Source organism: Asticcacaulis sp., from assembly GCF_051956075.1.
In the GTDB taxonomy this organism is placed as follows: Bacteria; Pseudomonadota; Alphaproteobacteria; order Caulobacterales; family Caulobacteraceae; genus Asticcacaulis.
On sequence record NZ_JBQCGA010000016.1, the window covers coordinates 146,133 to 159,663 of the forward strand.

At 61.7% G+C, this 13,531-nt stretch carries 19 protein-coding genes; 12 read left to right on the top strand and 7 right to left on the bottom strand.

From position 1 onward, the window contains the following. Window positions 1–41: 41 nt before the first annotated feature. On the bottom strand, window positions 42–1,253 hold the full coding sequence (locus ACTHLA_RS05110) for an NADP-dependent isocitrate dehydrogenase (RefSeq protein WP_440186005.1): 1,212 nt from the start codon (window positions 1,251–1,253) through the stop codon (window positions 42–44). Between the two features lie 164 nt (window positions 1,254–1,417). Here ACTHLA_RS05110 and ACTHLA_RS05115 point away from each other — a divergent pair, with 164 nt between their 5' ends. Beyond that, on the top strand, window positions 1,418–2,008 hold the full coding sequence (locus ACTHLA_RS05115) for a hypothetical protein (RefSeq protein ID WP_440186006.1): 591 nt from the start codon (window positions 1,418–1,420) through the stop codon (window positions 2,006–2,008). On the opposite strand, the gene ACTHLA_RS05120 is transcribed toward ACTHLA_RS05115, so the two are convergent. Both ACTHLA_RS05120 and ACTHLA_RS05125 read right to left on the bottom strand, forming a co-directional pair. After that, window positions 2,005–2,319: an ArsR/SmtB family transcription factor gene (locus tag ACTHLA_RS05120; RefSeq protein ID WP_440186007.1), complete on the bottom strand. Its 315-nt coding sequence runs from the start codon at window positions 2,317–2,319 to the stop codon at window positions 2,005–2,007. The two genes, ACTHLA_RS05115 and ACTHLA_RS05120, sit on opposite strands and share 4 nt — an antisense overlap. Next, the gene (locus ACTHLA_RS05125; RefSeq protein ID WP_440186008.1) at window positions 2,309–2,779 is read right to left on the bottom strand and encodes an SRPBCC domain-containing protein; all 471 of its coding nucleotides are present in this window, start codon (window positions 2,777–2,779) and stop codon (window positions 2,309–2,311) included. The genes ACTHLA_RS05120 and ACTHLA_RS05125 overlap by 11 nt, the downstream gene beginning before the upstream one ends. 130 nt (window positions 2,780–2,909) lie before the next feature. Between ACTHLA_RS05125 and ACTHLA_RS05130 the strand changes: the two genes are divergently transcribed. The 3 genes from ACTHLA_RS05130 to ACTHLA_RS05140 are packed head-to-tail and all read left to right on the top strand — an operon-like array spanning window position 2,910 to window position 4,511. Further along, a complete protein-coding gene (locus tag ACTHLA_RS05130) occupies window positions 2,910–3,200 on the top strand; it encodes a hypothetical protein (protein WP_440186009.1) in 291 nt (96 codons plus the stop codon). 44 nt (window positions 3,201–3,244) lie between these two features. Then, window positions 3,245–4,051, top strand: a complete 807-nt coding sequence (locus tag ACTHLA_RS05135; RefSeq protein ID WP_440186010.1) for an RNA methyltransferase — start codon at window positions 3,245–3,247, stop codon at window positions 4,049–4,051. A 1-nt stretch (window position 4,052) separates the two neighbouring features. Then, entirely contained in the window at window positions 4,053–4,511 is a 459-nt protein-coding gene (locus tag ACTHLA_RS05140; RefSeq protein ID WP_440186011.1) for a YaiI/YqxD family protein, read from the top strand. On the opposite strand, the gene ACTHLA_RS05145 is transcribed toward ACTHLA_RS05140, so the two are convergent. From ACTHLA_RS05145 to ACTHLA_RS05155, 3 genes are read right to left on the bottom strand one after another with little or no spacing between them, the layout of a single operon-like run. Further along, entirely contained in the window at window positions 4,508–5,029 is a 522-nt protein-coding gene (locus tag ACTHLA_RS05145; RefSeq protein ID WP_440186012.1) for a GNAT family N-acetyltransferase, read from the bottom strand. The two genes, ACTHLA_RS05140 and ACTHLA_RS05145, sit on opposite strands and share 4 nt — an antisense overlap. Before the next feature lie 40 nt (window positions 5,030–5,069). Then, window positions 5,070–5,588, bottom strand: coding sequence for a lipocalin family protein (locus tag ACTHLA_RS05150; protein WP_440186013.1), 519 nt, complete (start codon window positions 5,586–5,588; stop codon window positions 5,070–5,072). Window positions 5,589–5,637: 49 nt separating this feature from the next. Continuing rightward, entirely contained in the window at window positions 5,638–5,856 is a 219-nt protein-coding gene (locus ACTHLA_RS05155; RefSeq protein WP_440186014.1) for a hypothetical protein, read from the bottom strand. 61 nt (window positions 5,857–5,917) lie between these two features. Between ACTHLA_RS05155 and ACTHLA_RS05160 the strand changes: the two genes are divergently transcribed. Genes ACTHLA_RS05160 through ACTHLA_RS05170 form a run of 3 tightly spaced genes read left to right on the top strand, consistent with a single transcriptional unit; the run spans window position 5,918 to window position 7,915 of the window. Continuing rightward, the gene (locus tag ACTHLA_RS05160) at window positions 5,918–6,268 is read left to right on the top strand and encodes a DUF3147 family protein (RefSeq protein WP_440186015.1); all 351 of its coding nucleotides are present in this window, start codon (window positions 5,918–5,920) and stop codon (window positions 6,266–6,268) included. A gap of 10 nt (window positions 6,269–6,278) precedes the next feature. Further along, window positions 6,279–7,175 carry an alpha/beta hydrolase gene (locus tag ACTHLA_RS05165; RefSeq protein WP_440186016.1) on the top strand — a complete coding sequence of 299 codons (897 nt, stop codon included), beginning with the start codon at window positions 6,279–6,281 and terminating at the stop codon, window positions 7,173–7,175. Further along, the gene (locus ACTHLA_RS05170) at window positions 7,172–7,915 is read left to right on the top strand and encodes an SDR family NAD(P)-dependent oxidoreductase (protein WP_440186017.1); all 744 of its coding nucleotides are present in this window, start codon (window positions 7,172–7,174) and stop codon (window positions 7,913–7,915) included. The genes ACTHLA_RS05165 and ACTHLA_RS05170 overlap by 4 nt, the downstream gene beginning before the upstream one ends. Here the strand turns inward: ACTHLA_RS05170 and ACTHLA_RS05175 are convergent. After that, a complete protein-coding gene (locus ACTHLA_RS05175) occupies window positions 7,912–9,339 on the bottom strand; it encodes a sugar porter family MFS transporter (RefSeq protein ID WP_440186018.1) in 1,428 nt (475 codons plus the stop codon). The genes ACTHLA_RS05170 and ACTHLA_RS05175 overlap by 4 nt on opposite strands. Window positions 9,340–9,544: 205 nt before the next feature. On the opposite strand from ACTHLA_RS05175, the gene ACTHLA_RS05180 reads away from it, so the two are divergent. The 5 genes from ACTHLA_RS05180 to ACTHLA_RS05200 form a co-directional block, all read left to right on the top strand. Then, entirely contained in the window at window positions 9,545–9,892 is a 348-nt protein-coding gene (locus ACTHLA_RS05180) for a hypothetical protein (RefSeq protein WP_440186019.1), read from the top strand. A 291-nt stretch (window positions 9,893–10,183) separates the two neighbouring features. Next, on the top strand, window positions 10,184–10,555 hold the full coding sequence (gene rpsL / locus ACTHLA_RS05185) for a 30S ribosomal protein S12 (protein ID WP_440186020.1): 372 nt from the start codon (window positions 10,184–10,186) through the stop codon (window positions 10,553–10,555). 44 nt (window positions 10,556–10,599) lie between these two features. Beyond that, window positions 10,600–11,073: a 30S ribosomal protein S7 gene (gene rpsG, locus ACTHLA_RS05190; protein ID WP_440186021.1), complete on the top strand. Its 474-nt coding sequence runs from the start codon at window positions 10,600–10,602 to the stop codon at window positions 11,071–11,073. 139 nt (window positions 11,074–11,212) lie between these two features. Next, window positions 11,213–13,291, top strand: a complete 2,079-nt coding sequence (fusA, locus tag ACTHLA_RS05195; protein ID WP_440186022.1) for an elongation factor G — start codon at window positions 11,213–11,215, stop codon at window positions 13,289–13,291. Between the two features lie 100 nt (window positions 13,292–13,391). Beyond that, window positions 13,392–13,531, top strand: a 140-nt coding sequence (locus ACTHLA_RS05200) for a GTP-binding protein (protein WP_440186027.1), incomplete at its 3' end; no start/stop codon positions are given.

The window sequence follows — 13,531 nt, forward strand, 5'->3', positions numbered from 1 at the left end:
AAAGGGGGTACGTGGGGGAAAGATTGTTTCCCCCACGAAGATTACGCCATCGCCTTGGTCAGGTTCTCGCTGATCTTGTCAAGGAAGCCTTCGGTGGTCAGCCAGCCCTGTTGCGGGCCGACCAGCAGGGCCAGGTCCTTGGTCATGAACCCGGCCTCGACCGTATCGACGCAGACCTTTTCCAGCGTCTTGGCGAATTTCATGAGTTCATCATTGCCATCCAGCTTGGCGCGGTGCGCCAGGCCTTGCGTCCAGGCGAAGATCGAGGCGATCGAGTTGGTCGAGGTCGATTCGCCCTTCTGGTGCTGGCGGAAGTGGCGCGTGACCGTGCCGTGCGCGGCTTCGGCCTCCATGATCTTGCCGTCGGGCGTGACCAGGGCCGAGGTCATCAGGCCCAGCGAGCCATAGCCTTGCGCCACCGTGTCGGACTGGACATCGCCGTCGTAATTCTTGCAGGCCCAGACAAAGCCGCCCGACCATTTCAGGGCCGAGGCGACCATGTCGTCGATCAGGCGGTGCTCGTAGGTCAGGCCCGCAGCCTTGAACCTGTCGGCATATTCGGCGTCGAAAACCTCCTGGAACAGATCCTTGAAGCGGCCGTCATAGGCCTTGAGGATGGTGTTCTTGGTCGAGAGATAGACCGGATAGTTGCGGCCCAGACCGTATTCGAACGAGGCGCGCGCGAAGTCGCGGATCGAGTCGTCCAGATTGTACATGCCCATGGCGACGCCCGCCGACGGGAATTTGAAGACTTCGTATTCCTTGACCGTGCCGTCGTCGCCTTCGAACTTCATGGTCAGCTTGCCGGCGCCGGGGACCAGGAAGTCGGTGGCGCGATACTGGTCGCCGAAGGCGTGGCGGCCGATGATGATCGGCTGGGTCCAGCCGGGCACCAGACGCGGCACGTTCTTGCAGATGATCGGCTCGCGGAACACGACGCCGCCTAAGATGTTGCGGATCGTGCCGTTGGGCGATTTCCACATCTTCTTGAGGTTGAATTCCTTCACGCGGGCTTCGTCGGGCGTGATGGTCGCGCACTTGACGCCGACGCCGTACTGCTTGATCGCATTGGCCGCATCGACGGTCACCTGATCGTCGGTCGCGTCGCGGTTTTCCATGCCCAGATCATAGTACTTCAGATCGATGTCGAGGTACGGGTGGATCAGCTTGTCCTTGATAAGCTGCCAGATGATGCGGGTCATTTCGTCGCCGTCAATATCGACGACCGGATTGGCGACCTTGATTTTAGCCATGAGAATGTCCTTTCCAACGGAGCCTGCCCCAGGGACGCACAGGGTCGCGAGGGGCCGCTAACGCCAAGCCGTATAAACGAAAAGCGGAAGCCGTCAAAACGGTAAATTGGCGGTTGCGGAGGATGTGCGCCTGTGCGCTTCTTAAAGACAATGGAGGGGCTGTCATGAAGATATGGGTTGCGCTGGTCCTGGGGCTGATCCTGTCCGGAGGCGCGCCGGGGGCGTCGGCGAAATCGCTCGCGATGGCGCATGCGCCCAAGGCCGTGAAAGCCTATGTGGCGGGTCAGTTGCGCTATCGCATGGGGGACGCCACAGACGTCAGGGTGTCGCGCCTGACAGTAGCGCAATTGCCGGACGTCGCGAAAAGACACAACTATCTGGTCTTCGTAACGGGTGGCGGTTGGTGCGGCGCGACCGGCAACTGCACCATTCTCGTGGTCGAACAAGCTAAGGCAGGTTTTAAGATAATTGGCGAAATGCACGGCCATGAACCGATCCACCTGCTTGTGGCTTCGAGCCACGCTCACCGCGATCTGGCCATTAGTGTGCACGTCAGTGCATGGGACAATTATGATTTTCGCTGGCGTTTTAATGGTTCAACCTATGTTGGGGGCGAGCCGTTAAACGGCTACGTGCTGGACACCGCCCGGCAGTCGAAAACCGGCGAACAGGAAAGCCGTAAGCTGCCCTATAAACCGGAAGGTCCGCTTCTGATCGGCTCTGAAGACAAGGGCGAGCTTCTATTCGCTAACTAGGTTTCATCCAGCACATCGCCCAGCCGGTCGAGCGCCTGCTCCAGCGGCGATTTACGCGCCTTGATCCAGCTTTCAAGCGCGTCAAGACCGGGCCGGGCCAACCGGCAGGTGCGGGTGCGGCCCAGCTTTTCGGTCCGCACCAGTCCGGCCGCCTCCAGCACCTGCAAGTGCTGGCCGACGGCGGTCAGGGTGACGTTAAGCCGTTCGGCCAGCTTCGACACCGACAGCGGCGCGTCGGTCACGGCTTCGATCAGCGCCCGCCGCGTCGGATCGCCGAGCGCGTAAAAGACCTTGGCGACCTCAGGCGTCAAGGCTTTCTCCCAGGCGCTCAAGCAGCTTGCGCCAGCCGTCCTCGCGCATGGCCGGGCCGTCGGCGTGTTCAAAGAAAGCGCCCTGATGCGTGGCGGTGACGCGCGTGGCTTCGCCCTCAGCGGCGAACTCGAAGGTCAGCAGCGACGAGGAGAACACCCGCCCGTTCATCGCCATGTTCGAGCCGGTGACGATGCGCGCCTCCGGGACGATGTCGAGATAGAGGCCCTCGGTCGCGAGAATTGCGCCCGGAAACGGTGTGTCATCGGCCATGACATAGCGCATGCGCTCATGCCCGCCGGTGCGGAAATCCATGTCGAAGTCTCCGCCCGCCGCGCCGGGCGCACGCGCATACCAGCGGCTTTTGAAAGCCGGGTCGGAAAAGGCAGCGAACACCTTATCAAGCGGATGCGGATAGGTCTTTTCGATAACAAAGGTGGCGTGGACAACGGGTTCGGTCACGGCGGATTCTCCATGGTGAAGTTGTAGCTTCAGTATTTCACGGATTGCGCAATAGTCAAGTGCAAACTTCAGTATTGAGGGGGCGTCTCCAAAGATGTAGGTTGCAGGTATTTTTTGGGGGGGAGGCGACATGCATCTGAATGTAAAGGTGGCTGCCGAGGTTGGAATCGGTCTGGTGCTATGGTTTGGCTTTATCATCAGCATGGCGATCACGAATGGTCTGCTGACCGAAATGCGTATGGATATTGAAGGTGATCATTATCGCTGGCGCTGGCCGCCTTCTGGTGTGTTTCGCGTCACTCGCGCATATCGTGCGCGACATCCTGAAACAAAAAAGCCGCACCAAATGTGGTTTGCGAACTTGACCGCTCTTTTGTGCATGGCGGCCATAATCGTGCTTGTCTGGCAGGCTAGCCGATAAAGGCCGTTTCCATCTGGCGCAGGTTGCGTTTATAAGCCGCCCCTATGAAAGACTCCCGCCCTGCGCCGCCGCTCGACCCCAGCCTGACCCTGCCGTGCGTCATTCTCGACAAGCCGCAACTGGCCGATAATATCGGCTCGGTCGCGCGCGTCATGGCCAATTTCGGCCTGCAGGAATTACGGCTGGTCAATCCGCGCGATGGCTGGCCGCAGGAGCGGGCCTGGGCGATGTCGTCGGGCGCCTTCTGGCCGCTGGAAGGCGCGAAAATCTATGATACGGTGGCCGATGCGGTGGCGGACCTGACCTATGTCTATGCCACCACGGCGCGCCCGCGCGAGACGCAACTGCCGGTCATCACGCCGCGCGAAGCAGCGTCGCAGGCCTGGGGGCAGGCGCACCAGCACTTAAAGACCGGCCTGCTGTTCGGGGCCGAGCGCGCGGGGCTGGAAACCTCCGACATCGCGCTGTCCCACGCCATCGTCACCATCCCGGTCGATCCGCATTTCCACAGCCTCAACCTGGCGCAGGCGGTCAATATCGTGCTGTACGAATGGCGCTTGCAGGTCATGGACGCGCCCAAGCCCGCCTTTACGCAGAATATGGACGTCCCCGCCGCGCTCGAACATATGCACGGCCTGTACGGCCATCTGGAGGACGAGCTGGAAAAGGCCGGTTTCTTCTATCCGCCGGAAAAGAAGGAGTCGATGGTGCGCAACCTGCGCGTCACGCTTAACCGCGCCCAGATGACCGAGCAGGAGGTGCGCACCTGGCGCGGCGTGGTGACGGCGCTCACCCGTGGGCGCGGGCGCGTGCTGGCCAAGCTCGCTCAACAGAAAAAAGACGAAGTCTGACGTGGCGGTGATCGTCTATATCGACGCCGACGCCTGCCCGGTGAAGGACGAAACCTATAAGGTCGCGGCGCGCTACGGGCTGGTCACCTGGGTCGTCTCGAACAGCTTTATCCAGATCCCGAAATCCGAGGTCATAAAGCGCATGATCGTCGATGCCGGGCCGGACGTCGCCGACGACTGGATCGCCGATCAGGTCGAGCCCGCCGATGTGGTCGTCACCAACGATATTCCGCTGGCGGGCCGCGTGCTGGCGAAGGGCGCACACGCCGTCGCCCCGAACGGCAAACCCTTTACCTCCGACAGCATCGGCGCGGCTTTGGCGCAAAGGGCGTTGATGGAGCATATCCGCTCGACCGGCGAGATCACTGGCGGCCCGCCGCCTTTCTCCGCCGCCAGCCGCTCGCAATTCCTGCAAACCCTCGACCAGACGATCACCCGCGCCCTGCGCAGCCAGCGCTAAAGCGGTTTTTCCAGCACAACAAAGCTGAGGTCGTCGCGCTGCGGCAGGCCGAAGCGTTCGTCGTCATAGGGGAAGGGCTGGGTTTCGCCGGTGCGCGCATAGCCGCGCCGTTCGTACCATGCGATCAGTTCAGCGCGCGCCGCAATCACCGTCATGCGCATGGTTTTCATGCCTTCGGCGCGGGCCAGGTCTTCGGCGGCGGCGATCATGTGGCGGCCCAGCTGGCGGCCTTGCAGGTCGGGGCGCACCGTCAACATACCCAGATACAGTTTCGCCGCGCCCGCCGGCTCCAGCCAGACACAGGCCAGAATGTCGCCGTCGGGGCTATCGCGCCATACGCCCAGCCGCGCGCCGGGTTTTTCCAGATCGAGGCTTAATCCCTCAATATCAATGCGCTGGCCGCCCAGCAGGTCCGCTTCGTGCGTCCAGCCCTGTTTGGCGCTGTCGCCGCGATAGGCGGAATTGACGAGGGCGACGACGGCGGGCAGGTCGGCGGGCGTGGCGAGGGTAAGGCTCATGCCCTCCTGAAACGCGAAGCCGGAGTTTTCGTCAAGAGGCCTATTGCGCCGGAAACTCAAGCTGGCTGACATCATAGCCAAGGTCTTTGGCCTTCTGCACCATCACCGCGCGCGCTGCGGCGTCGGGAACCGCGCGGCTGTAGACCCACAGATTGTGCATCTTAGGATCGGCGCTGATGAACCAGCTATGATCGGGCGCTTCGTACAGCACCCAGTAGTTGAAGGTGATGAAGAACGGATAATGCACGCGCAGTTTCGCATTACCAGCGCCCGCATCCAGCAATTCGCCGCGCCCGTGAATGACTTTCAGCTTACCGTCCGGCGTCTTGTCGTGGCAGCCATCCTCAACCGCGATTTCGGAGGGCTTTGAGCCGGGCCTATAGGTCGTATAGCCCGCCACGCAGTCCTTGGTGATCCACATCGGACGCCGACCGATTTCCAGCCATGTGCCGCTGTAATGCGTCATGTCGATGCTTGGGGGGTGGCTAGCGGCCCCGACCGGGACGGTGGCGCAACCGGTCAAAAAGAGGGCGGCGGCGAGGGGGGCGAGCCGGCGCATAGGGAACCTCCGTGTCTAAAGGAGGGTACGCCTCAGGCTGCTATGCGGATCAGCGCAGGGCCTGCATATGCTGCAAGGCCTCAATGGCGTGCGCGGTCCAGGCGGGTAATTGCACCCAGATCAACACCAGCAGAACGCCATACATGCCCGCCAGAATCGGATCCTTTTCGCGATGCCGCACAATGCCCGCCACGCATGGGCCGGTGATCGGACCGAGGCTGGCGTAGGCGGCGTATTTCGCATAGGTTTTGAGCTTGTCGCGCGTCATTAACCTTTTGTTAACGACAAGGCGCGAGTCGGACAAGTCTTTTCGTCAGGCGAGGGAAGTCATGCTGTATCTGCTGATCAAGGCGGGCGTATCGGGGGTGATCATCGCGATCGTGTCGGAGCTGGCGCGGCGCCTGCCCGCCTTTGGCGCTCTGGTCGCTTCGCTGCCGCTGATTTCGGTCATGGGCATGTTATGGCTGTGGCGCGACCGTCCCGACGCGGCCAATATGGCGGCCCACGCCGAGGCGACCTTCTGGTATGTCTTGCCGTCTTTGCCGATGTTTCTGCTGATTCCGCTCCTGCTGCGCAAGGGCGTCGGCTTTTATCCGTCTTTGCTCGCCGGTTGCGGTTTGACCGTGGCGCTTTATCTGGCCATGATGGCGCTCGGCCCGAGGCTGGGCCTGAAACTGTAAGGTTTTTCAAATGGATGGACGCGCCTGGCCGAAACCGGCTTTCAGCATCGACCTGTGGCCGACGCCGCCGGTCCCGCCGCGTTCTGATCTGCACGAAACGGTGACGGACGCCTCGAAAGACCCGGACTTCCATCACCGCCGCGCGCAGGGGACTGTCCGCCCGCGCATCGAGGTCTTTCACGCCGCAAAGCCCAATCGCGGCACCGTGCTGATCATCCCCGGCGGCGGCTTCACCTGGAATTCCTTTGATGTCGAAGGCTATCTGCTGGCGCAGCGGCTGAACGCGGCGGGGGTGACGGCCTTCGTTCTGTTTTATCGGCTGGCCAATGACGGCTGGGCCGACCGCGTCGATATTGGCAATATCGACGCGATGCGGGCGATGCGCGTGATCCGCCAGCACGCTGCAAAACTCAGCATCGACCCGCAGCGCGTCGCCGCTATCGGCTTCAGCGCGGGCGGCTTTCTGTCGGCCTCGCTGGCGACGCGCTTCGATGAGGCGCTCTATCCGGCGCAGGACGCGGCGGACGCCTTGAGCGCGCGCCCCGATGCGGCGGGACTGATGTATCCGGTGGCCTCGCTTGATCCGGCCATCGCCTATTCCGGCGCGATTCCGTCTCTTTTCGGCGGCCCGATCACGCCCGAGCAGATCGCCCATTACTCCCCTGACCGTCGCGTCAGCGCTAAGACCCCACAGTGCTTTCTGGTTCAGGCCGAAGACGATCCGGTCGTCCCGGTCGCCAACACCCTTGCTTTCCGCGCGGCCCTGAAGGCGCACGGCGTCGCAGATGAGACGCACCTGTTCGCCCAGGGCGGGCATGGCTTTGGCCTGACGCCGTCGGACCTGCCGCATCGCATCTGGCCCGATCTTTATATCAACTGCCTGCGCCAGCAAGGAATCATCGCATGAGCCGCCGCTTTGAAACGAAATCCGTCCTCATCACCGGCGGCCTCGGCGGCATCGGCAGGGCCTGCGCCGAAGGCTTTGCCCGCGAGGGGGCGAAACTGGTGCTGGCCGATCTGCGCATTGAGAGTGCGGCGGCGGCGATCACCGAGCTGATGGCGCTCGGCGCATCTGAGGTGCGCGTCGAAGCTTGCGACGTGTCCCGCGAAGCCGATGTCGTCCGCGTCTGCCGCGTCGCCAAGGACGTGTTCGGCGGCCTTGATGTGCTGGTCAATGTCGCGGGCATGATGATCTATAAGCCGATCGACGAACTGAGCCTCGACGACTGGACGCGGCTGATGGGCGTCAACTTTTTCGGCGCGGCCATGTTCACGCGCGAAGCCTTCCGCGTCATGCAACCGGGCAGCGCCATCGTCAATGTGTCGAGCATCCACACGCACCAGACCTCGCCGCTGGTTGCACCCTATGCGGCGGCCAAGGCGGCGCTGGGCTCGCTGACGCGCACCGCCTCGATCGAGGGCAAGCCCAAGGGCATCCGCGTCAACGCTGTCCTGCCCGGCGCGGTCGATACCCCGATGCTGTGGGCCAGCCCGAACCTGAAATCGGGCGCGGAGACGCTGGAGCCCGGCGATGTCGGCCAGCCGTCCGAGATCGCCGACGCGGTGCTGTATCTGGCCAGCCCTCAGGCCAGCTTCGTCACCGGCGCCAGCCTCACTGTCGATGGCGGGCGGCTGGCGAAACTTTAACCGGCTAATTCCCGCTCGATATCCTCCAGCGACTTACCCTTGGTTTCCGGCACGCGCCGCAGGATGAACAGGAAGCCGAGCGCGCAGAAGACGCCGTAGCACCAGAAGGTTCCCGCCGCGCCAAGTCCCTGGTTCAGGATCGGGAAGGTGAAGGTCACCGCAAAACAGGCGATCCACAGGGCCGACACCGCCACCGACATGGCCAGTCCGCGGATGCGATTGGGAAAAATCTCCGACAGCAGCACCCAGGTCACCGGCGCCAGCGACATCGCATAGACCGCGATCACGCCCAGCGTCAGGGCCAGCACCAGCGGCCCCTTGAAACCGAAAAAGAAGGCGAGGCCCAGGGCGACGTGCAGGACCGCTATGCCGCCCGATCCCCACAGCATCAGGGTCCGCCGCCCGATCCGGTCCACCAGCCCCGTGGCGACCAGGGTGAAGATCAGATTGATCGCGCCGGTGATGACGATGTTCATCATCACCCCGCTCAGGTCGTAGCCCGCGCCGCGATAGATGTCCTCGGCATAGTTGAAGATGACATTGGTGCCGCTCCACTGTTGCAGCACGGCAAGGCCGATCCCTATCAGCACCAGCCCCAGCACGGCGGGCCGCAAAAGCTCGCCCCACGAGCCTTGCTCGGACGATTCGCGCTTCAAGCCCTCGGCGACCTCGCTCAGTTCCTGCTCGGCGTAAGACTCGCCGCCGATGCGCGTCAGGATGCGTCGCGCGCGATCCAGCGCCCCGCTCTTGATCAGCCAACGCGGGCTTTCCGGCACCAGAAAGGCGCAGACGAAGAAGACCAGCGACGGCACGGCCACGGCGGTGAACATCCAGCGCCAGCCGAGCTGGCCCTGCCACGAGGCGCGGATCATTTCCGGCGTGGCGTGATCGGCGATATGACCGGCGATCAGGAGGTTGACGATCTGCGCCGCCAGAATGCCGACGACAATGGTGAGCTGGTTCAGCGTCACCAGCCGCCCGCGCCACGCCGCCGGAGCGACCTCGGCGATATAGGTCGGCGACACATTCGAAGCGATGCCGATGGCGACCCCGCCGGCAATGCGCCACAGCACAAAGGCGTTGAAACCGTGCGCCCAGCCGGTCAGCAGGGACGAGGCGCCAAACAGGAAGGCGGCCACGATCAGCAGCTTCTTGCGCCCCAGCCGGTCGCTGAGCGCCCCTGACAGCACCGAGCCGATCAGGCAGCCGAGCAGGGCGCAACTGTTCGCCCAGCCGATCTGCGCCTCCGATGTCAGATGAAAATAAGGCTCGTAAAACGGCTTGGCCCCGCCGATCACCACCCAGTCATAGCCGAACAGAAGTCCGCCCAGCGCCGCCGTCGCCGAGATCGCCCAGATATAAGCGAGATTAAAGCGGTGAGCACCCGTCGCAGCATGCTTAGGTGAGGAGACGTCGATAAGCATTGCCGGTCTTTCCCAGTACGAAACCAATTAAATTTGATCACAAATGGATGTCAATAGATCATATTTAAATGCGCATTATTGGTCGAAATGATCGACTTTGCTCGTTAGTCGTATCGCGTTTAAGTTGCCATTTCACGTTTATGTGTAAAGAGTGGTGTTTTTTTATATCTTTTGATATAACATCTCGATCGTGAGGGGGTTGGCTATGAACTATATACGTCATGGACTTGTCATTTTAGTCATCGGTTTAGTTTGTGCGGATTGCGCAACGCGCGGATGGGAAGGCGAGACGGGTGATCCCATTGCCGACGCCAGAAGTGATTTCAGTCACGGCCACGAAGAGCTATTAGCTGTAAACGGCGTCAGACTCGAAATTCCGGGTGTTAAGGGTGACGTTATATACACGGACAAGGTTGTGCAGAAATTTGGGGTTCAGCTATTAAAAAGTCCTACTTCGAGAAGTATTGATTACGGCACAAAATATAACATGGAAAAATTGCGTCTCTGGGGGTGTGATATCCATAAGCCTCTCGGAACGTGCGTGCGAAATTAGATTCGCTTGACCCCGGCGGAGTCGTCCTATATAGGCCGCACATCATTTTCGAGGCGGTCCTTCGCGGGGCCATTCGATCCGGATATGCATAAGGGGCTGCGTCCCCGCCGTAACCCCCAGAGCGCGGGTTGCGGCTTTTGTGTTTGTCCGGGGAGGGTCTCTTAAATAACCTCATGCCGAAAAGTGGTCGCCACTTTTCGGAAAAACATGAGGTGTCAAAGAAAGACACAACCCCAACCGAAGCCCTCCGGCCAAACGGCACAGGCTTCCCCTATGAAGAGTTGAGCATCTATGCCCACAATCAACCAACTGCTTCGCAAGCCGCGTCATCCCAAGCCGGTTCGCAACAAGGTTCCGGCCCTGAAGGGCTGCCCGCAGCGCCGCGGCGTCTGCACCCGCGTTTACACCACCACGCCGAAGAAGCCGAACTCGGCTCTGCGTAAGGTGGCCAAGGTGCGTCTGACCTCGCAGATCGAAGCCGTGTGCTACATCCCCGGCGAAGGCCATAACCTGCAAGAGCACTCGGTGGTGCTGATCCGCGGCGGCCGCGTCAAGGACCTTCCGGGCGTCCGCTATCACATCCTGCGCGGCGTGCTCGACACGCAAGGCGTCAAGAACCGTAAGCAGCGCCGTTCGCACTACGGCGCCAAGCGTCCGAAGTAATCGTGCTCAAGCAGCGTAAGCGTTAGCACAAAAAGGAATTTCATATGTCCCGTCGTCACCGCGCAGAGAAGCGCGAAGTTCTGCCCGACCCCAAGTTCGGCGATCTGGTCGTCACCAAGTTCATGAACTATGTCATGTACGAAGGTAAGAAGGCCGTTGCTGAAAACATCATCTACGGCGCCTTCGACAGCTTAGAGGCCAAGAAGAAGGATGCGAGCGCGCTCGAAACCTTCCACTCGGCGCTCGACAATGTCTCGCCCAGCATCGAAGTCCGGTCGCGTCGCGTCGGCGGCGCCACCTATCAGGTGCCGGTCGAAGTCCGCCCGGACCGCCGCCGCGCCCTGGCCATCCGCTGGCTGGTCAACGCCGCGCGCAAGCGTGGCGAAAACACCATGACGGAAAAGCTGGCCGCTGAGCTGCTCGACGCCGCCAACAACCGCGGCACCGCCGTCAAGAAGCGTGAAGACACGCACAAGATGGCCGAAGCCAACCGCGCCTTCTCGCACTATCGCTGGTAAGCGAGGCGAGGGCTGGCGGCGGGTTTTCAGCCTGTCGCAAAAATGTGGCTTTCAGGCGCGGGCGGTTTGGTTTAAACCGCCCGCGCTGTTTGCAAATGAAATTTCTTTGAAGATCTGACCGAAAGTTTGAGGCTCTCCCATGCCCCGCAGTCACAAGATTGAAGACTACCGCAACTTCGGCATCATGGCCCACATCGATGCCGGCAAGACCACCACGACCGAGCGCATCCTGTACTATACGGGCAAGAGCCATAAGATCGGCGAAGTCCACGACGGCGCCGCCACCATGGACTGGATGGAGCAGGAGCAGGAACGCGGCATCACCATCACCTCGGCCGCCACGACCGCCTTCTGGGCCGGCAAGCGTCTGAACATCATCGACACGCCGGGCCACGTTGACTTCACCATCGAAGTCGAGCGCTCGCTTCGCGTTCTGGACGGCGCGGTCGCCGTTCTGGACGGCAACGCCGGCGTTGAACCGCAGACCGAAACCGTCTGGCGTCAGGCCGACAAGTATCGCGTGCCGCGCATCGTGTTCGTCAACAAGATGGACAAGCTGGGCGCCGATTTCGACAAGTCGGTCCAGTCGATCCGCGACCGTCTCGGCGCCAAAGCCGTGCCTATCCAGTTCCCGATCGGTTCGGAATCCTCGCTGACGGGCCTCGTGGACATCGTCCGCATGAAGGCCGTCGTCTGGGACAATGACGCCCTGGGCGCGAACTATCGCGACGAAGAAATCCCCGCCGATCTGGTCGAAAAGGCCAATGAAGCACGCCAGTACCTGATCGACAACGCCGTTGAACTCGACGACGAGGCGATGGAAGCTTATCTGGAAGGCACCGAGCCTTCGGAAGAGGTGCTGAAGAAGTGCATCCGCAAGGCCGTTCTGACCTCGGCCTTCTTCCCGATCCTGTGCGGTTCGGCCTTCAAGAACAAGGGCGTGCAGACCCTGCTCGACGCCGTCGTCGATTACCTGCCGTCGCCGGTGGACATCCCCGCCACCAAGGGCATCGACTACAAGACCGAAGAAGAAGTCACCCGCAAGGCCTCGGACGACGAGCCCCTGTCGGTGCTGGCGTTCAAGATCATGGACGACCCGTTCGTGGGTTCGCTCACCTTCTGCCGCATTTATTCGGGCAAGCTGGAAACCGGCATGGGCCTCTTGAACTCGACGCGCGATAAGCGCGAGCGCGTCGGCCGCATGCTGCTCATGCACTCCAACAACCGCGAAGACATCAAGGAAGCCTATGCCGGCGACATCGTCGCCCTGGCAGGCCTGAAGGACACCCGCACCGGCGATACGCTGTGCGATCCTTTGAAGTCGCCGGTCATTCTGGAGCGTATGGAGTTCCCGGCCCCGGTTATCGAAATCGCCGTTGAGCCCAAGTCGAAGGCCGACCAGGAAAAGCTGGGCGTCGCCCTGTCGAAGCTGGCCGCCGAAGATCCGTCCTTCACCGTCTCGACCGACCACGAGTCGGGTCAGACCATCCTGAAGGGCATGGGCGAACTGCACCTCGATATCAAGATCGACATCCTGAAGCGCACCTATAAGGTCGAAGCCAATATCGGCGCGCCGCAGGTCGCCTATCGTGAGTCCATCACCCGCAAGGCGGAAATCGACTACACGCACAAGAAGCAGACCGGCGGTACGGGCCAGTTCGCCCGTGTCAAGCTGGTGTTCGAACCGGGCGAGCCCGGCACGGGCTTCGTGTTCGAATCGGCCATTGTCGGCGGCGCGGTGCCGAAGGAATATGTCCCCGGCGTCGTGAAGGGCCTGGAATCGGCCAAGGAAAACGGCCTGCTGGCCGGCTTCCCGCTGATCGACTTCAAGGCGACCCTGATCGACGGCGCCTTCCACGACGTTGACTCCTCGGTGCTGGCCTTCGAAATCGCCTCGCGCGCGGCCTTCAAGGAACTGCGTGAAAAGGGCGGGCCGAAGCTGCTCGAACCGATCATGAAGGTCGAGGTCGTGACGCCGGAAGAATATCTGGGTTCGGTCATCGGCGACCTCAATGGTCGTCGCGGCATGATCCAGGGTCAGGACATGCGCGGCAACGCCATCGTCGTGGACGCCTTCGTGCCTCTGGCCAACATGTTCGGCTATGTGAACACCCTGCGCGGCATGTCGCAAGGCCGCGCCCAGTTCACCATGGTCTATGATCACTACGATGCGGTGCCGCAACACGTCGCCGACGAAGTGATCAAGAAGTACGCCTAAGATAAACCCCTCTTGGCCCGTGGCGCTTTGTGTGCTACGGGCCTCCACCTTTGAGATTAACCCCTAACCGACTGAGGCCCGCAACACGCGGGGACGAGATATGGCCAAGGAAAAATTCAACCGCACGAAGCCGCACTGCAACATCGGCACGATTGGTCACGTTGACCACGGTAAGACGACGCTGACGGCGGCGATCACGATCACGCTGGCGAAGACGGGCGGCGCGACCGCGAAGAACTA

Coding starts and splice junctions, on each gene's coding strand:
- ACTHLA_RS05110 (WP_440186005.1), bottom strand. CDS start 1,253: ATGGCTAAAATCAAGGTCGCCAATCCGGTCGTCGATATTGACGGCGAC.
- ACTHLA_RS05115 (WP_440186006.1), top strand. CDS start 1,418: ATGAAGATATGGGTTGCGCTGGTCCTGGGGCTGATCCTGTCCGGAGGC.
- ACTHLA_RS05130 (WP_440186009.1), top strand. CDS start 2,910: ATGCATCTGAATGTAAAGGTGGCTGCCGAGGTTGGAATCGGTCTGGTG.
- ACTHLA_RS05135 (WP_440186010.1), top strand. CDS start 3,245: ATGAAAGACTCCCGCCCTGCGCCGCCGCTCGACCCCAGCCTGACCCTG.
- ACTHLA_RS05145 (WP_440186012.1), bottom strand. CDS start 5,029: ATGAGCCTTACCCTCGCCACGCCCGCCGACCTGCCCGCCGTCGTCGCC.
- ACTHLA_RS05150 (WP_440186013.1), bottom strand. CDS start 5,588: ATGCGCCGGCTCGCCCCCCTCGCCGCCGCCCTCTTTTTGACCGGTTGC.
- ACTHLA_RS05155 (WP_440186014.1), bottom strand. CDS start 5,856: ATGACGCGCGACAAGCTCAAAACCTATGCGAAATACGCCGCCTACGCC.
- ACTHLA_RS05160 (WP_440186015.1), top strand. CDS start 5,918: ATGCTGTATCTGCTGATCAAGGCGGGCGTATCGGGGGTGATCATCGCG.
- ACTHLA_RS05165 (WP_440186016.1), top strand. CDS start 6,279: ATGGATGGACGCGCCTGGCCGAAACCGGCTTTCAGCATCGACCTGTGG.
- ACTHLA_RS05170 (WP_440186017.1), top strand. CDS start 7,172: ATGAGCCGCCGCTTTGAAACGAAATCCGTCCTCATCACCGGCGGCCTC.
- ACTHLA_RS05175 (WP_440186018.1), bottom strand. CDS start 9,339: ATGCTTATCGACGTCTCCTCACCTAAGCATGCTGCGACGGGTGCTCAC.
- ACTHLA_RS05180 (WP_440186019.1), top strand. CDS start 9,545: ATGAACTATATACGTCATGGACTTGTCATTTTAGTCATCGGTTTAGTT.
- rpsL (WP_440186020.1), top strand. CDS start 10,184: ATGCCCACAATCAACCAACTGCTTCGCAAGCCGCGTCATCCCAAGCCG.
- rpsG (WP_440186021.1), top strand. CDS start 10,600: ATGTCCCGTCGTCACCGCGCAGAGAAGCGCGAAGTTCTGCCCGACCCC.
- fusA (WP_440186022.1), top strand. CDS start 11,213: ATGCCCCGCAGTCACAAGATTGAAGACTACCGCAACTTCGGCATCATG.